The 15,703-nt window shown below is 68.3% G+C and carries 14 protein-coding genes; 4 read left to right on the plus strand and 10 right to left on the minus strand.

Features of this window, described 5'->3' with window-relative positions:
* Positions 1 to 91: 91 nt before the first annotated feature.
* The 4 genes from hisH to RN51_RS06330 form a co-directional block, all read right to left on the minus strand.
* Positions 92 to 727: an imidazole glycerol phosphate synthase subunit HisH gene (hisH, locus tag RN51_RS06315; RefSeq protein ID WP_045263208.1), complete on the minus strand. Its 636-nt coding sequence runs from the start codon at positions 725 to 727 to the stop codon at positions 92 to 94.
* The gene (gene hisB / locus RN51_RS06320) at positions 724 to 1,341 is read right to left on the minus strand and encodes an imidazoleglycerol-phosphate dehydratase HisB (RefSeq protein WP_045263209.1); all 618 of its coding nucleotides are present in this window, start codon (positions 1,339 to 1,341) and stop codon (positions 724 to 726) included. The genes hisH and hisB overlap by 4 nt, the downstream gene beginning before the upstream one ends.
* Positions 1,338 to 2,423, minus strand: coding sequence for a histidinol-phosphate transaminase (locus tag RN51_RS06325; protein ID WP_045263210.1), 1,086 nt, complete (start codon positions 2,421 to 2,423; stop codon positions 1,338 to 1,340). Before RN51_RS06325 ends, hisB begins: the two co-directional genes overlap by 4 nt.
* Positions 2,424 to 2,504: 81 nt before the next feature.
* On the minus strand, positions 2,505 to 2,873 hold the full coding sequence (locus tag RN51_RS06330; protein WP_045263211.1) for a LysM peptidoglycan-binding domain-containing protein: 369 nt from the start codon (positions 2,871 to 2,873) through the stop codon (positions 2,505 to 2,507).
* A 289-nt stretch (positions 2,874 to 3,162) separates the two neighbouring features.
* Between RN51_RS06330 and lexA the strand changes: the two genes are divergently transcribed.
* Positions 3,163 to 3,849, plus strand: coding sequence for a transcriptional repressor LexA (lexA, locus tag RN51_RS06335; RefSeq protein ID WP_045263212.1), 687 nt, complete (start codon positions 3,163 to 3,165; stop codon positions 3,847 to 3,849).
* An 83-nt stretch (positions 3,850 to 3,932) separates the two neighbouring features.
* Here the strand turns inward: lexA and RN51_RS06340 are convergent, their stop codons facing one another.
* From RN51_RS06340 to RN51_RS06350, 3 genes are all read right to left on the minus strand, one after another.
* Positions 3,933 to 5,390: an aldehyde dehydrogenase family protein gene (locus RN51_RS06340; protein ID WP_045263213.1), complete on the minus strand. Its 1,458-nt coding sequence runs from the start codon at positions 5,388 to 5,390 to the stop codon at positions 3,933 to 3,935.
* A gap of 49 nt (positions 5,391 to 5,439) precedes the next feature.
* The gene (gene mdlC, locus RN51_RS06345) at positions 5,440 to 7,017 is read right to left on the minus strand and encodes a benzoylformate decarboxylase (protein ID WP_045263214.1); all 1,578 of its coding nucleotides are present in this window, start codon (positions 7,015 to 7,017) and stop codon (positions 5,440 to 5,442) included.
* 127 nt (positions 7,018 to 7,144) lie between these two features.
* Positions 7,145 to 8,395 (minus strand): MFS transporter, encoded by a 1,251-nt coding sequence (locus RN51_RS06350; RefSeq protein ID WP_045263215.1) that lies wholly within the window; start codon positions 8,393 to 8,395, stop codon positions 7,145 to 7,147.
* A 287-nt stretch (positions 8,396 to 8,682) separates the two neighbouring features.
* On the opposite strand from RN51_RS06350, the gene RN51_RS06355 reads away from it, so the two are divergent.
* Entirely contained in the window at positions 8,683 to 10,563 is a 1,881-nt protein-coding gene (locus RN51_RS06355) for a prolyl oligopeptidase family serine peptidase (RefSeq protein ID WP_045263216.1), read from the plus strand.
* Positions 10,564 to 10,585: 22 nt separating this feature from the next.
* On the opposite strand, the gene smpB is transcribed toward RN51_RS06355, so the two are convergent.
* The 3 genes from smpB to ftsE form a co-directional block, all read right to left on the minus strand.
* Complete coding sequence (gene smpB, locus RN51_RS06360; RefSeq protein ID WP_045263217.1) at positions 10,586 to 11,062, minus strand: SsrA-binding protein SmpB; 477 nt, start codon at positions 11,060 to 11,062, stop codon at positions 10,586 to 10,588.
* 64 nt (positions 11,063 to 11,126) lie between these two features.
* Positions 11,127 to 12,041: a permease-like cell division protein FtsX gene (gene ftsX / locus RN51_RS06365; protein ID WP_045263218.1), complete on the minus strand. Its 915-nt coding sequence runs from the start codon at positions 12,039 to 12,041 to the stop codon at positions 11,127 to 11,129.
* The gene (gene ftsE / locus RN51_RS06370; RefSeq protein WP_045263219.1) at positions 12,038 to 13,168 is read right to left on the minus strand and encodes a cell division ATP-binding protein FtsE; all 1,131 of its coding nucleotides are present in this window, start codon (positions 13,166 to 13,168) and stop codon (positions 12,038 to 12,040) included. The genes ftsX and ftsE overlap by 4 nt, the downstream gene beginning before the upstream one ends.
* A 540-nt stretch (positions 13,169 to 13,708) precedes the next feature.
* Between ftsE and RN51_RS18660 the strand changes: the two genes are divergently transcribed.
* Positions 13,709 to 14,398 (plus strand): hypothetical protein, encoded by a 690-nt coding sequence (locus tag RN51_RS18660; RefSeq protein ID WP_052674617.1) that lies wholly within the window; start codon positions 13,709 to 13,711, stop codon positions 14,396 to 14,398.
* 197 nt (positions 14,399 to 14,595) lie between these two features.
* Positions 14,596 to 15,660: a DUF2510 domain-containing protein gene (locus tag RN51_RS17940; RefSeq protein ID WP_052674618.1), complete on the plus strand. Its 1,065-nt coding sequence runs from the start codon at positions 14,596 to 14,598 to the stop codon at positions 15,658 to 15,660.
* The last annotated feature ends 43 nt before the right edge of the window (positions 15,661 to 15,703 follow it).

Here is a 15,703-nt window from a genome sequence, read left to right on the forward strand (position 1 = left end):
TCGGGAAGCTCATCGGCCCGGTTCGGGCACGAGAACCGAGGGTAGTCCGCCGGGCGGCGGGGGACAAAACGGATGACGACGGCCAGGGTCGTCAGAGGCTCTCGACCCAGTTGCGCAGCAACCGGATCCCTGCTTCGCCGGACTTCTCCGGGTGGAACTGCGTCGCCGACAGCGGGCCGTTCTCGACGGCGGCGAGGAATGGATCGCCGTAGGTCGTCCAGGTCAGCACCGGCTCGGGGAACGGCGGGATGACGTCGAGCTGCCACGACTGGGCGGCGTAGGAGTGCACGAAGTAGAAGCGTTCCTGCTCGATGCCGCGGAAGAGCACGCTGTCCGAACCGGGCTCGACGGTGTTCCAGCCCATGTGCGGAAGCACCGGTGCATTGAGCTCTGTCACAGCTCCGGGCCACTCTCCGAGCCCCGCGGTGTCGTGCCCCCGCTCGACGCCGTGCTCGAACAGCACCTGCATTCCGACGCAGATGCCGAGCACCGGACGGCCGCCCGCGAGACGGCGATCGATGATCTCGTCCCCACCGTGCGCGCGCAGGGCATCTCGGACCGCCTGGAAAGCGCCGACGCCGGGAACGACCAGGCCGTCGGCTTCGAGAGCGGTACCGCGGTCGCGCGTCAGCACAGCATCCGCGCCGGCGGCGACGAGCGCCTTGACAGCGGAGTGGACGTTGCCCGACTCGTAGTCGAACACCGCGACACGGGGCGCCGTGGTCACAGTGCACCCTTGGTGGACGGGATGCCGTCGACGAGCGGATCCAGAGCCTTGGCCTGCCGGAACGCACGGGCGAACGCCTTGTACTCCGCTTCCGCGATGTGGTGAGGGTCACGCCCGCCGAGAACACGCACGTGCACCGTGAGGGCCGCGTTGAATGTTATTGCTTCGAACGAGTGGCGCACGAGCGAGCCCGTGAAGTGCCCACCGATCAGGTGGTGCTCGAACCCCGCAGGCTCACCTGTGTGCACGAGATACGGGCGGCCGGAGATGTCGACGACCGCCTGCGCGAGTGCCTCGTCCAGGGGGACGAGCGCGTCTCCGTAACGGGAGATGCCCGACTTGTCGCCGAGAGCTTCGAGGATCGCCTGCCCGAGCACGATCGAGACATCCTCGACGGTGTGGTGGGCATCGATGTGGGTGTCACCGGAAGCGCGCACGGTGAGGTCGGTCAGCGAGTGCTTCGCGAACGCCGTGAGCATGTGGTCGAAGAAGGGCACCGACGTGTCGATGTGGCTCACGCCCGTGCCGTCGAGGTTCAGCTCGAGCTCGACGGTGGACTCCGACGTGCGGCGCACACGGCTCGCGGTGCGCGGGGTCGGTGCGGAAGTGCTCATGAAGCCGATCCTATCGAGGCCAGGGCGTCGAGGAATGCGGTGGTCTCGGCCTCGGTGCCCGCACTCACCCTGAGGTGTCCCGGGATGCCGACATCGCGCACGAGCACCCCCTGGTCGTACAGCTGCTGCCAGGTGGCCTTCGGATCGGCGACCCCACCGAACAGCACGAAGTTCGACCACGATTCGTGCGGCTGGTATCCCAGCGCTTCGAGCGTCGCCGTGATGCGGTCGCGCTGCTCGACGATCTCCTCGACCATGCCGAGCATGACGTCGGCGTTGCGCAGCGCCGCGACGGCTGCCGCCTGGGTGAGCGCGCTCAGGTGGTACGGCAGACGCACCAGCCGCAGCGCATCGATGAATGCGGGGTCGGCCGCCAGGTAGCCGACACGAGCCCCGGCGAAGGCGAACGCCTTGCTCATCGTGCGCGAGACGGCCAGACGCGGCCGCCCTTCGAGCAGCGTGAGCGCGGAGACCGCATCGTGGGGGGCGAACTCCTGGTAGGCCTCGTCGACGATCACGATGCCACGGGCGGCGTCGTACACCGCTTCGATGACGTCGAGTCCGAGCGGCGTGCCCGTCGGGTTGTTGGGAGAACAGACGATCACGACATCGGGGTCGGCAGACCGGACCTGATCGGCCGCCTCCTCCGCACTGATCGTGTAGTCGGGCTGACGGGTGCCGGCGATCCACCGCGCGCCGGTTCCCTGTGCGATCAGCGGATACATGGAGTAGGTCGGCGCGAACCCGAAAGCCGTGCGACCCGGGCCGCCGAACGCCTGGAGGATGTGCTGGAGCACCTCGTTGGACCCGTTGCCCGCCCAGATCTGCTCGGGGACGAGGCCATGCCCCAGGTACTCCGCGAACGATTCCCGGAGCGTGGTGAACTCGCGATCCGGGTAACGGTTGACATCCCGTATGGCGACCGCGATGTCATCGAGGATGTCGCTCGCCACCGCGTCGGGGATGGGGTGCGTGTTCTCGTTCACATTGAGCGCGATGGGCAGTGGCGCCTGCGGAGCGCCGTACGGCTTCAGTCCGCGGAGATCGTCACGTAGCGGCAGATCGTTGAGGGAGAGGGTCACCCTTCCCATGCTAGGCGGCGCCTGAGGTCGATGACGCAAAGTTGCCGCCCATGCGGACTCCCCTGCCGAGCCTTCGACGGCTCAGTGTGCGTACTGAGCCGGGATCGCCAGCGTCTGCCCGATCTGCAGCTCGCCGCCGCGAAGCAGGTTCATCCGGCTGATGTCGCCGATCACATCACGCGGATCGGCGTCGGGGGCGACGCTGGTGGCGATCGACCACAGGGTGTCACCGGGCATGACCGTCACGGTCTCGACGCTGACGGCAGCCGCGTCTGAACCCGAGGCGATCGCGCTGCCGCCGCTGAGTGCTGCGAAAGCGATGCCCGCGGCAAGGGGCACCGAGGCCAGAGCCAGGAGCACAGCGCGACCACGCGTCGTCAACCGGAGTCTCGTCGAAGGACGGGGCGTTGCCGGGATGACCGCTGCGGTGGTGAAGCCGATGCTGCTCATGTGGTGCTCCTTAGCCTGTCCCGGAGCCGTGAGGCTGCCGGTGAAGTTGGCGTAGCGTTCGCATTCCCGTCTCGGCCGGGAGCCGAGAATGCGAAGCTACGTACCGAAGATATCTTCGAGTTCGAACATCTGTCAAGTATTCTTCGAAACCACATCACCGAATTGGTCGACACGCTCGAACAGATCTTCCAGATTCGCCCGATTCTCGGATACGGTTTCGATAAGGACACCCCACCACGGGCCTCCGACATTCGAAGAGGGACGTCGGAACACGCATCGAAGGAGCACCATGAGCGAGAACTCCGCCCCCGAGTCGGAAGCACCGCGCACGCGTCGCCGGAAGAGCCTCAGCCCGAAGCAGATGGCGATCCTCGAGGTCATCCAGAACTCGATCGCGCACCACGGCTACCCGCCCAGCATGCGCGAGATCGGCGACGCCGTCGGCCTCAAGTCCCTCTCCAGCGTCACCCACCAGCTCGGGCAGCTCGAACTCAGCGGCTACCTGCGTCGCGACCCCGGGAAGACCAGGGCGATGGAGGTGCTCATCGATCTGCCAGGCGCCAGCACGGAGAACCCTGCCGAGGTCGCGACACCGGTCGGAGACGCCGCACTCGTCCCCCTCGTCGGACGCATCGCAGCGGGAGTGCCGATCACGGCCGATCAGCAGGTCGAGGAGATCTTCCCCCTCCCCCGCCAGCTGGTGGGCAAGGGCGACCTGTTCATGCTCAAGGTCTCCGGCGAGTCGATGATCGACGCCGCGATCTGCGACGGCGACTGGGTGGTCGTCCGCTCCCAGAACAGCGCGGAGAACGGCGAGATCGTGGCGGCCATGCTCGATGGCGAGGCGACGGTCAAGGTGCTGCGTCGCCGGGACGGGCACACCTGGCTTCTTCCGCGCAACTCCGCGTTCGAACCCATCCTCGGTGACGAGTCCGTCGTCCTCGGCAAGGTCGTCGCGGTGCTCCGCGCCGTCTGAACCGCCGTTCGATCACCTCACGCGGTCATCGCGCATCGTCTTTCTGAGACGTAGGGCCCCTCTTCTCCGAGGGGCCCTTCGCGTCAGAACGGGTAGTCGGCGATCTGTGATCGCATCGTGAGCCACTGCGTCTCGGTGAAGGCTTCGACGTTCACCGAGGCTCCCCCGATACGGGTGCCGTTGCCGGAGTTCTTGGTGCCGCCGAAGGCCGCCATGGATTCGTCGGAGACGGTCTGCTCGTTGATGTGGATCTTGCCCGCATCCAGCCGGTCGGCGAGCTCCATCGCCACGGAGACCTCTCCGAGGATCCCGATCGAGAGTCCGAACTCGGAGTCGTTCGCCAGCTCGACGGCTTCCTCGAGCGTCCTGAACTTCGCCACCGGTGCGACGGGGCCGAAGATCTCGTTCCTCCACGCGGTGTTCTCCCTGTCGAGATCCGTGATCACGGTGGGACGGAAGAAGCGCCCTTCGTTGGTGCCGCCGGCCGCGATGGTCGCGCCCTCCGCTGCGGCCGCGTTCACGATCTCGACGCAGTGCGCGGTCTGACGTTCATCGATGAGAGGCCCCAGGGCGACGTCCTCGGTGTTCGGATCGCCGACGGTGAGGGCTTCGGCCTTCCGGACCAGTGCCGCGACGTAATCGTCGTAGACCGACTCGTGCACGATGTGCCGACCCGTGGTCATGCAGATCTGGCCCGAGTTCATCCACGAGCCGAACGCGGCAGCGGAGGCGGCCTTCTCCACGTCGACGCCTGGCAACACGATGAGTGCGTTGTTGCCGCCCAGTTCCAGGTGTGCGCGCTTGAGCAGTCGGCCGCAGGTCTGCCCGATGGCTCGCCCCGCGCCGGTCGAGCCAGTGAAGGCGACGACGTCGACCTCCGGCGCATCCACGACAGCGGCTCCCACGTCGGCGCCCCCGGGAAGCAGTTGCAGCACTCCGGTGGGGAGACCGGCCTCCTCGAACACCCGCATGAGCGCGACGCCGCCGCACACCGCAGTGCGGGGATCGGGTTTCAGCAGCACGGCGTTGCCCAGCGCCAGAGCCGGGGCCACGGCACGGATCGAGAGGATCAGCGGGAAGTTGAAGGGGGCGATCACCGACACGACGCCGGCCGGCGTGCGGCGCGCGACCGACCAGCGGTTCTCGTTCGACGCCAGCACCTCTCCCTGGGGCAGGTGAGGCAGCGCGGCGGCGTCGAAGCACTCGTTCGCCGCGATGTGGGTCTCCAGCGCCGCCTTGGGCGGTGTCGAGCCGTCTTCGCGGATGATCCACCGCTGGATCTCCTCGGCGTGCGTCTCGAAGAGGGTCCCGGCCCGGCGCAGAACAGCCGCCCGGTCCTCGGGGCGCGTCGCCGCCCACGCCTTCTGCACCGTCGCCGCGCGGATCGCCGCAGCGTAGACGTCATCCGCCGTCGCGACGCCCACCTGTCCGAGCACGGCGCCGGTCGCCGGCTCCTTCACCTCCTGCGTGCCGCCCGATCCGGCGACCCACGCGCCGGTGTTGATCTTGCCCTCCCACAGGGCGGGGTCCATGAGCGTCATGTCAGCTCCTTCGTTGACGGATGGATGTTTCGCGGGATCAGGACGACGCTCAGAGCACCACGTGCGCGTCGATGAGAACGGGACCCTCTGCACCGAGCGCGGCACGGTAGGCCACTCGGAACTCGTCCGGTGTCGAGACCGACGACGCGGGCACCCCGTAACCGGTGGCGAGGGCGACGAAGTCGATTCCAGGCACGTCCAGACCCGGGGCGTCGAGCGCGTCCAGGACGGCGGCGAAACCGCGCAGCGCACCGTAGGTACCGTTGTTCACGATCACGAACACCGTCCGTGTCTGCTGCTGGGCGGCCGTCCACAGCGCGGACAAGCCGTAGTTGGCGCTGCCGTCGCCCACCGTCGCGACCACGACATCGTCCGGCCGGGCCAGCGAGATCCCGACGGCGGCAGGCAGACCGAACCCGAGTCCGCCCGACGCGGGGAAGTGATACATGTCAGGACGGTCCATGTGGACGCGGTCGAGGAAGATGCCGTCGAGCGTCGTCGTCTCGTTCACGTAGGTCGTCCGATCGGTGACGTGCTCGTTGAGCACCTCGAGGATCTGCTCTCCTGTCAGTGCACCCGGCACGCGCCGGACCGGAGGCGTCGGCAGCGCGTCGAGGCGGACGCCTCGGTCCCTGACGGCCCACGCCAGCGCGGCGAGAGTCGCTCCCACCGGCGCGATCAGGCTGTCGCCCACCGGTGCGCGGCTCGCCTCGTGCGGATCCTGTGTCAGCTGCAGGACCTGGGCGTGGTCAGGAAGGTACCGCCCCCGCTCATAGCGGTGGTAGCGGAACACGGGAGCGCCGATCACGATGATGAGGTCGTGTCCTTCGAGCTTGCGGCGGAGCGCGTCCCTGCCGGTGGGCAGCAGTCCCCGATAGTGGGGATGCGTGGTGGGGTAAGGGCAACGCGGGGCGGACGGCGCGACCCAGACCGGGGCACCCAGCCGCTCCGCGAGCACGACCGCATCCGATTGCGCCCGTGCGATGTCGACGTCCTGCCCGAGAACAAGCACGGGATGGGAAGCGGCATCAAGCCGGGCGGCGAGCTCCTCGATGTCGCCCGCGGTCGGGCCGCCTCCGACGCGGACCGTGCGCGACGCCAGTGAGGCGTCGTCGTCGCGGGCCGGGTGAGCCCAGTCGTCATAGGGAACGGAGAGGTACACGGGGCCCTGCGGGTGCGTCGTGGCCTCGAGGATGGCCTGGGTCACCGCGCGCGGAACATCCTGGGCGGCCAGCGGCTCGTGGGAGTGCTTGACGAGCGGCCGCGGGAGCGCTGCGGCGTCCACGTTCGAGAGCATGACCTCCTGCCCCACGGTGTCTCGCACCTGCTGGCCCGCCAGGATGACCAACGGCGAATGGCCGTAGTGGGCGTTGGTGAGGGCGCCCATGGCGTTCCCGGTTCCCGAGGCCGCGTGCAGGTTGACGAAGGCCGGGCCGCCGATCGCCTGCGCGTAGCCGTCGGCCATCCCGACCACCGCCCCCTCGTGGAGGCCCAGGATGTAGCGGAAGTCCTCCGGCATCCCCGCCAGGAACGGCAGCTCGTTCGAACCGGGGTTGCCGAACACCACCGTCATGCCGTGCGAACGCAGGATCTCGTAGGTGGTCGTCATGACGGTCGGTGCGCTCATGATGTCATCATCACCCTGCCCTTGATATACATGCCAATACATTCCGCCTCTGCTCTCCATAGACGCTGTCGATGGGTGACAGCGACGACCGTCGGCCGGGGTGACCGCGGGACCACCCCGGCACCGATCAGTCCACGGGGGCGGGGGCGGGCTCTCTCTCGTGCTCGAGTTCCGCCAACGCTGCCGCCGTGGTCGCCTTCGGCTTGGGGATGGAGGCGACCGCGAGGAATCCGATCACCGCCACGAGGGCGAACAGGTAGAAGCCGAAGGGGTACGCCAGCCCCGCTGCGACCAGCGACCCCGTCACCCAGGGCCCGACGATGGCCCCGAGACGCCCCACACCGGAGGTGAAGCCCATCCCCGTCGCGACCATCGCCTTCGGATACAGGTATCCGACGAAGCCGTAGACCAGCACCTGAGCGCAGAAGACGAAGGCGCCCGTGACCAGGATCACCGTGTTCAGCACGAAGACATCGGTCATCTTGATGCTCAGGAGGGCGAGCAGCACCGCCGCCGCTCCGAACCACACGAGGGTCGTGCCTTTGATGCCCCGCGCGTCACCCAGGCGTCCGCCGATCAGCAGACCGGCGATCGCCCCGACGTTCAACACGAGGAGCATGACGAGCGAACTGGACACGCTGTACCCGGCGCCCGCCATGATCTTGGGCATCCAGGTGTTCAGGCCGTAGACCAGCAGCAGCCCCATGAAGGCGGCGATCCACAAGCCGACGGTGATGCGGGCACGGCCGGCGGTGAAGATGTCGCGGATGCCGTATCGCGGTCCCGAGTCGATGTGCCGAGGAAGGGCGGTATGCGTCTCGGGGAGCTTGGCGATGACGAACGGAAGGGTGAGAAGCCCCAGCGCACCTCCAAGGTAGAACAGCCAAGCCCAGTGCTCCTGAGCCCAGAGCGCCGCGAGCGAGGCGAGCACCGCCCCGGCGTGGTAGCCGGTCATGGTGATCGTCGAGGCATGCGCCCGACGTCCGCCCGGCGCCGACTCCTGCATGATCGTCACGACGACCGGCATGCAGCCGCCCAGCCCCAGGCCGGCGAGGAATCGGACCAGCCCCATCGTGGCGACATCCGGCATCAGCGGGAACAGGATCGTGAAGATCGAGAAGCCTGCGATGCAGACGATCAGCGGGATCCTCCGCCCGAAGCGGTCTGCGAGGGGTCCGATCACCGATGCCCCGACGCCGATGCCGACGAGGGAGATCGTCGAGACGAACGTGAGGTCGGCGACCGTGACGCCCAGGTGCCCGAGCTCCGGGTCTGTGAGTATGGGGATGGTCGCGCCGAGGGCGACGATGTCGAAGCCCTCGAACATGACGGTCAACCAGCAGAGGGCGACGATCCAGGCACGGGATGCGGTCTTCATTTTCGGGGTCTCCAAAGGGGTCGGGCGCGCGACGGCGCGAGCCGCAGGCCAGCAGAGGTCGCACGGCTCCGTGCGACCTCCGACGTCGGAATCCCGATAGCTGTCGCGCTACCGGGCCATGGAGGAGGGCGTCCCTCCCTGCCATCCGGTGATGGCGCTCCGAACATAAGTCGCCGCGTGACACCCCGTCCAATAGAAGCACTCGCCGCCGGGCATAGAGCCCGTCGATGTCGACCGATCACGCCTCAGCGCGCGACGCCCGCTGCGACGCCGCATAGGCTCGAGACATGTCGTCGTCCCCCTACGGTTCCTGGTCCTCGCCCTACTCCGCTGCATCGGTCGCCGCGTCTTCTCCCCGCATCGACGGCGCCCGTTTCGTGGGTTCGGAGATCTGGTGGGGCGAGTCCGTGCCTGCGCAGAAGGGCCGGGTGACGGTGCGGAGCTCGTCAGGGGCCGAGATCCTGCCCGCGCCCTGGAGCGCGCGGTCGCGCGTACACGAATACGGTGGGGGCGCCTGGACGGCGGACGAGCACGGAACGCTGTACTTCGTCGACGCAGGAGACCAGCGGGTACATCGTCTGAGCATCGGCGGCGACCCCGTGGCTCTCACACCGCCAGGCCCCTCCCACGGCGGCCTGCGCGTGCAGGACGGTCGCCTCTTCGCCGTGCGCGAAGACCTCGCCAGCACGCCGCATCTCCGAGCGATCGTCGAGATCCCGGTCGACGGCTCCGCAGCCGAGGACGCATCCGCCCTCACGGTGATCGTGCAGGGCGAGGGCTTCTTCGCCCACCCCGCGCTCTCCCCCGACGGCACCCGCGCCGCATGGGTCGCCTGGGACAGAGGCTCCATGCCGTGGGAGGGCGCCCAGGTGCAGATCGCCGAGGTCGGCGAAGGCGCTCCGCACACGATCCCCTCACGGGCGGCGCTGCAGCCGGAGTGGCTGAGCGACTCGGAACTGCTCTTCGCCGATGATCCCGATGGGCGCTGGGCTCTGCAGCACGTCACCCTGGACGGAGTCGTCCCGGTCGCCTCCGCACAGCAGATCTCCCCGGTGGACGCCGATACCGGCTACGGGCTGTGGGTGCTCGGCAACCGCTGGTACCGGCCGCTCGATGACGGTCGTGTCGTCGCCGTCCGCACGAACGGACGCGACGAGGTCGTGGTGATCGATGCCGGAGGCGCTGCCGACGCCGCCGTCCGCGTGATCCCGTTCCCCGGCGATGGCCATGTGAGCGTCGATGATGTCGACGGCACCCGTGTGCTGCTCTCTGGTAACGGCTCACGGGTGACCGCCGGGCTGTGGTGCGTCGACATCGAATCGGGTGAGGTCGTCACGGTGCGCGGCGGAGCTCCTGTCGACCCGGAGTGGATGCCACCGGCGACGCCGATCGAGATCGATGGACCACACGGGGCGGTGCACGCGTTCGCCTACCCGCCTGCGAACCCGCGCACGACGGCGTCCGATCACGAGCTCCCGCCCTACGTCGTGCTGGTGCACGGGGGTCCCACGGCGCACGTCACAGGGGCTGCCTCCGAGGCGATCGCCTTCTACACGAGCCGCGGCATCGGCGTGCTCGACGTGAACTACGGAGGGTCGACGGGGTACGGCCGCGCATACCGTGAACGTCTCGACGGGCAGTGGGGCATCGTCGACGTCGACGACGTGATCGCTGCGGCCCGCGGCCTGGCAGACGCGGGCCTGGCCGACCCGGACCGCATCGCGATCCGCGGCGGATCGGCCGGCGGCTGGACTGTGCTGTCGGCCCTGGTGCGCGGCGGGACCTTCGCGGCCGGGATCAGCCGCTACGGCGTCGCTGATCTGCGCATGCTCGTGGCGGAGACACACGACTTCGAGGCGTCGTACATCGACGGACTGGTCGGTCCCCTCCCCGAAGACGAGCACCTGTATGTCGAGCGTTCGCCGCTCACGCACGCCGACCGCATCGGGGTACCCGTGCTGCTCCTGCAGGGCGGCGAGGATCGCGTGGTTCCCCCCTCGCAGTCCGAGGCCATCCGCGACGCGCTCGCGGCACGCGGAGTCGAGCACGAGTACGTGCTGTACCCCGCTGAGGGGCACGGATTCCGCAGTGCCGACACGATCGTGGACGCTCTCAAACGGGAGTTGACGTTCCTCGGCCACGTGTTCGGTTTCGAGCCGCGCCTGTGAGGGCGGCCGCTCCGCGCGGAGGCTACTCCCCCACGCGGTTGCGCAGACGCATCGCGCGTTCGGCCTCGCGCGTATCCTGACGCTCGCGCAGGGTCTGCCGCTTGTCGTACTCGCGCTTGCCCTTCGCGAGAGCGATCTCGACCTTGGCGCGACCGTCGGAGAAGTACAGCTTCAACGGGATCAGCGTGTAGCCCCCTGCCGAGACCGCGTGGGCGATCTTGGTGATCTCCTCGCGGTGCAGCAGCAGCTTGCGGATGCGCTTCGCGGAGTGATTCGTCCAGTGCCCCTGGGAGTACTCCGGGATGTGCACCGAATCGAGGAAGACCTCGTTGCCCTTGACGAACGCATACCCATCGCTGAGGTTCGCGCGTCCCTGGCGCAACGACTTGACCTCGGTGCCGGTGAGCACCATCCCCGCCTCGTACGACTTCTCGATCGTGTAGTCGTGACGTGCGCGACGATTGGTCGCGACGACCTTCTCTCCGCGTTCCCTGGGCATGATGCTCTCCTGTGTGCCGTGATGAGCCCGATCGATCGTTCCGACCGAGCAGCCTTTCAGGCTATCAGGTGCGCAGCCAGCGTCGGATCGCGAAGCCGGCCGACAGGGCGGCGAGGATCACACCGATGCCGATCAGCACCGGGACCACCAGCGCGGCGTCTTGCATCGTCACCCAGGTCGTGATGAACGGCACCCTCCCGCGCAGGTACCCGTTCACACCGAAGTGCACGCCGGCGACGACCGCGGCGCTGGCAAGGGCCGAACCCAGGAAGGCAGCGAACACGCCCTCCAGGACGAACGGGGTCTGGATGAAGCGGTTCGACGCTCCGACCAGGCGCATGATCCCGATCTCCTTGCGTCTCGCATACGCGGACAGGCGGATCGTCGTTCCGATCAGCAGAGTCGCCGCGATGAGCATGAGCACGGCGATCCCCACCGCGATGTAGGTCGCGACCGTCAATGCCGAGAACAGCGGCTCCAGATACTGCAACTGGTCCTTGACCTGCTCGACGCCGACCTGGCCGCTGAAGGCCTCGGCGAGCACCTGCGACTGGCCGGGATCCTTCATGGTCACGAAGAACACCTCGAAGGCCTGGTCCGGGCTGAGCACGCTCGCCTGGTCGGCGCCGACCTGGTCGACGAGTTTGGCGTAGGTCTCTTCCTTGGTGTCGAAGGTCATCGAGCTGATGAGCGGCTTGAGCGCATCGCCCTCGAGCTGCGCGCGCACGGCAGCGACCTGCTCCTCGCTCGCCGCACCGTCGAGACACGTCTCGGATTCCGACACGGCGGAGCACATGTACACCGCCACCTGGGCGCGCTCGGCCCAATAGCCGCGCATCACGCCGATCTGGCCCTGCATGAGGATCGCGGCGCCGACGAAGGTCAGCGACACGAACGTGACCAGCACGACGGAGATCACCATCGAGATGTTCCGCCGGAGCCCGACGAGGGCTTCGGTCAGGATGAGTCCGATTCTCATGAGGTCGGGCCCACTTCCTCGTCGTCTTCGTCGGAGAGGCCGAGACGATCCGCGACACCGAGCTCCGCGACGTCGACCGTCGGCAGGATGATCGGGTGGGTTCGCGGCCATGCACCGGGCGCGGGTTCTCCTGCCGAGGGGGGTTCGACCACCGCGGGAGGTTCGACAACGGCGGGAGGCTCGACCACGCCCGCAGCGGCGTCCGCGGCCGGCGCGCGCTGCGGCTCCGGCGGTTCGACCGTGCGCGGGGCCGGTGGGACGACAGTCTCACCGTCGCGATCGACTGTCGCTGCGGCCTTCCGCTGCGAGGTGAGCTCCTGTGCGAGGGCAGCGCGCACCACCGAGAGGTCGGCCGTCTGACGCTGCACCTCCTGGACGGCGGTCAGCGCTGCCGCCGCTGCCGCACCACGCACCTCCTCCGGGACGAGGCGCGGGATGTTGGAGGTGTCGCCGTAGCCGCCGTGCACTTCGTCGCGGACCATCTCGCCGTCGCGCAGCTCGATCACACGACGCTGCATCTGATCGACGAAGCCCGCCTCGTGAGTGGCCATCAACACGGTGGTGCCACCCGCATTGATGCGGGCGAGCAGCTGCATGATGTCGACCGAGGTCGCGGGGTCGAGGTTTCCGGTCGGCTCATCGGCGAGCAGCACCTGCGGGCGATTGACGAGAGCGCGTGCGATGGCCACACGCTGCTGCTCGCCACCCGACAGTTCGTGGGGCATCCGCTTCTGCTTGCCGTCGAGACCGACGAGGGCGAGAGCCTCAGGCACGGCCTGCTGGATGAAGCCGCGTGAAGCACCCGTGACCTGGAGCGTGAACGCCACGTTCTGATAGACGGTCTTCGACGGGAGCAGCCGGAAGTCCTGGAACACCGACCCGATGTGACGGCGGAAGTACGGCACCTTGCGGTTCGCGAGAGCGCGCAGATCTCGCCCGAGCACCGCGACCCGGCCCGACGTGGGGACGTCTTCGCGCAGGATGAGGCGCAGACAGGAGGACTTGCCGGAACCCGAGGCACCGACGAGGAAGACGAACTCCCCGCGTTGCACTTCGAAGTCGACACCGGAAAGGGCGGGCTTCGACGTCCCGCGGTAGCGTTTCGTGACGTTCTCGAACCGAATCATGGCGCTACGAGCCTAAGCGCGGGCTCTGCTCTGGCTGCGAGCGACACCCCGCAGTGGCACGTCCCTCCTCCGCGCGGATGGAGATCGCTTCGCATCCTGCGCCGGTGCCGCGTCACCTGCCACTGCTATACATGAAGATGCCGGCCGCACGAAGCGGTCGCCGAATTCTTTCGAGGGGGAACCATGACAACGCCCGCAGGATGGTACGACGACGGGTCCGGACGGCAGCGCTAGTGGGACGGACAGCAGTGGACGGAGCACTTCGCCCCTGAGGCCACGGATACTGCCGCCGCCTCCGAGGAGCAGCCGATCGTCGCCGAGGAGCAGGTCGTCGCCGAGGAGCAGATCGTCGCCGAGGAGCAGATCGTCGCCGAGACGACGCCGATCGATGACGCCCCGGTCGAGGGCGCGGCGATCCGTCCTTCCGAGGAGACGGTCGTCATCCCCGAGGACCACGCCCCGTCTGCTGCGACGACCCCGCTCAGCGACGACCTCGGTGTCTACTCCGCCCCGGCGGCTCCTCCCGCGTACCCGGCAGGCGTGCCTGCGCAGCCCGCCGACGCGTATCCCGGCGTCGCACCCGGCTACCCGGGCAGCGCGACGGGCTACCCGGCCGCCGCCCCGTACGGACAGCCGGTCGCCGAGGAGCCCAAGAAGCTCTCGGTTCTCGGGCTCGTCGGACTCGGCATCGCGGCGCTCGGCACGATCCTGGTGTTCATCCCTGTCGTCGGATTCGTCGGATTCGTCCTGCTCGCCGCTGCGTTCGTCGTCTCGCTCATCTCCCTCTTCCTGAAGGGCAAGAAATGGCCGGGCATCGCGGGCCTCATCCTGGCGGTCGTCGGCACGATCATCGGCATCGTGATGTCGTTCGTGTATCTCTTCGCGTTCGCACAGGGAGTGAGCGAAGAGATCGACAAGCTCCCGACCTCGTCGCCCTCGATCGAGGCGACGGCTCCGAGCGACACCGAAGGCACGGAGACCGGAACGGGCCGGCCCACCGCAGAAGAACTGGCCGTCGGAATCGCGGCGATCGTCGCGTCCACCGGAGCCGAGGGCTACACGCCGGAACACATCGCCTGCTTCGCCGAACAGTTCGCGATCTCCGACCTCGACGACGAAACGCTGCGCATCATCGCCTCAGGTGAAAGCGCCGAGTTCAGCGATCCTGATGTCGCGCTGGCGTTCACTGAGGTGTTCGCCGACGCATTGCCGGTCTGCCTCGTCCCCTGACCGGCAGAAGCACGAGGGAAAGGCCTCAGGAGCACGCCGCTCCTGAGGCCTTCGGCGTGTGATCTGACCAGTATTCGACACAGGGGCACCACCGCCACTACCGTCATCTTGACGGCCGCCCCTCGCAGAACGGCCGGCGTCGCGAGGATGACCTCACCACGCAACCGCCGACCGAGAAAGACGCACGGGAACGCCTGATGACAACACCTGCCGGCTGGTACGACGACGGCTCCGGGAATCGACGGTGGTGGGACGGGCTGCGGTGGACGGAGCACGTCGTCACCGGGAGCCCCGCTGCAGTCGAGGAGTCGGGCGTCACGGCATCGAGCGCGGAGGCAGCGTCTGTCGCCGAGCCGACGCCGGAAGCTCCCGCGAACACCGCCTCCCCCGCGGGTGTCGCCGCAGACGTGGAGGCCGCGCCCTTCGTCCCGCCCTACACGATCGCGCCCTCAGCGCCAGCGTCGACGTCTCCCTCGAACGGTGCAGCCTACCCTCCGTACGGTGGATATCCGGCGGCCTCGTGGCCGACGACCACGACCCCGCAAGCCCCGACCGCAGTCCCCGTCGTGGGCATCTGCGGCCTGGCGGCAGTGGTCATCGGCGTGGTCTCGGCATGCATCCCCCCGATCTCGATCGCCGGTTGGGCCCTGCTCGCGGTGGGCTTCGTGATGTCGCTCATCTCCCTGTTCCTGCGCGCGCGGAAGTGGCCGGGCATCGCCGGCCTCGCGGTCGCCGTGATCGGCGGAGCCCTGGCTGCCGCCGTATCCCTGCTGGTGCTCGCCACCACACCCTCGCCGGCGAGCGGCGGCGGTCCTTTCACCATTCCCAGCGAACGACCCTCGGATGGAGGTACCGCCACCGAGAGCCAGGACCCCTCCTCGATCGAGGGCGCCGAGATGACGCCGTTCGACGCTCTCGAAGTCGGCGATTGCCTGCCGCTTGTCGTGTATGGCGAAGACGAGATGGTCTCCGAGCTGCCCGTCGTGCCCTGCGAGCAGCCTCACACCGACGAGGTCTTCTTCATCTACGACGTCGACGGCGGTGAGTTCCCCGGCGACGATGCCCTCACCGAGACCTCCTGGAACGGCTGCTACGACGCTTTCCAGGCGTATGTCGGCACCTCGTACGAGGCGTCCGAACTCGACTTCTACAACTACCAGCCCACGAAGGGCAGCTGGGTCCGGGAGGGAGACCGCACCGTGCAGTGCATCCTCTTCAGCTATGAGGATGTGACCGGCACCCTGCAGGGCTCCGGCCGCTGACCGCTCCGACACGAAGAAGGCCCCGGATCGCTCCGGGGCCTTC

This window comes from Microbacterium oxydans (assembly GCF_000956405.1).
GTDB classification, from domain to species: Bacteria; Actinomycetota; Actinomycetes; order Actinomycetales; family Microbacteriaceae; genus Microbacterium; species Microbacterium oxydans_C.

Excerpts from the sequence above, each read along its gene's own strand:
- hisB (WP_045263209.1), bottom strand. The coding sequence starts at position 1,341 with ATGAGCACTTCCGCACCGACCCCGCGCACCGCGAGCCGTGTGCGCCGC.
- RN51_RS06330 (WP_045263211.1), bottom strand. The coding sequence starts at position 2,873 with ATGAGCAGCATCGGCTTCACCACCGCAGCGGTCATCCCGGCAACGCCC.
- lexA (WP_045263212.1), top strand. The coding sequence starts at position 3,163 with ATGAGCGAGAACTCCGCCCCCGAGTCGGAAGCACCGCGCACGCGTCGC.
- RN51_RS06340 (WP_045263213.1), bottom strand. The coding sequence starts at position 5,390 with ATGACGCTCATGGACCCCGCCCTGTGGGAGGGCAAGATCAACACCGGC.
- mdlC (WP_045263214.1), bottom strand. The coding sequence starts at position 7,017 with ATGAGCGCACCGACCGTCATGACGACCACCTACGAGATCCTGCGTTCG.
- RN51_RS06350 (WP_045263215.1), bottom strand. The coding sequence starts at position 8,395 with ATGAAGACCGCATCCCGTGCCTGGATCGTCGCCCTCTGCTGGTTGACC.
- RN51_RS06355 (WP_045263216.1), top strand. The coding sequence starts at position 8,683 with ATGTCGTCGTCCCCCTACGGTTCCTGGTCCTCGCCCTACTCCGCTGCA.
- smpB (WP_045263217.1), bottom strand. The coding sequence starts at position 11,062 with ATGCCCAGGGAACGCGGAGAGAAGGTCGTCGCGACCAATCGTCGCGCA.
- ftsX (WP_045263218.1), bottom strand. The coding sequence starts at position 12,041 with ATGAGAATCGGACTCATCCTGACCGAAGCCCTCGTCGGGCTCCGGCGG.
- ftsE (WP_045263219.1), bottom strand. The coding sequence starts at position 13,168 with ATGATTCGGTTCGAGAACGTCACGAAACGCTACCGCGGGACGTCGAAG.
- RN51_RS17940 (WP_052674618.1), top strand. The coding sequence starts at position 14,596 with ATGACAACACCTGCCGGCTGGTACGACGACGGCTCCGGGAATCGACGG.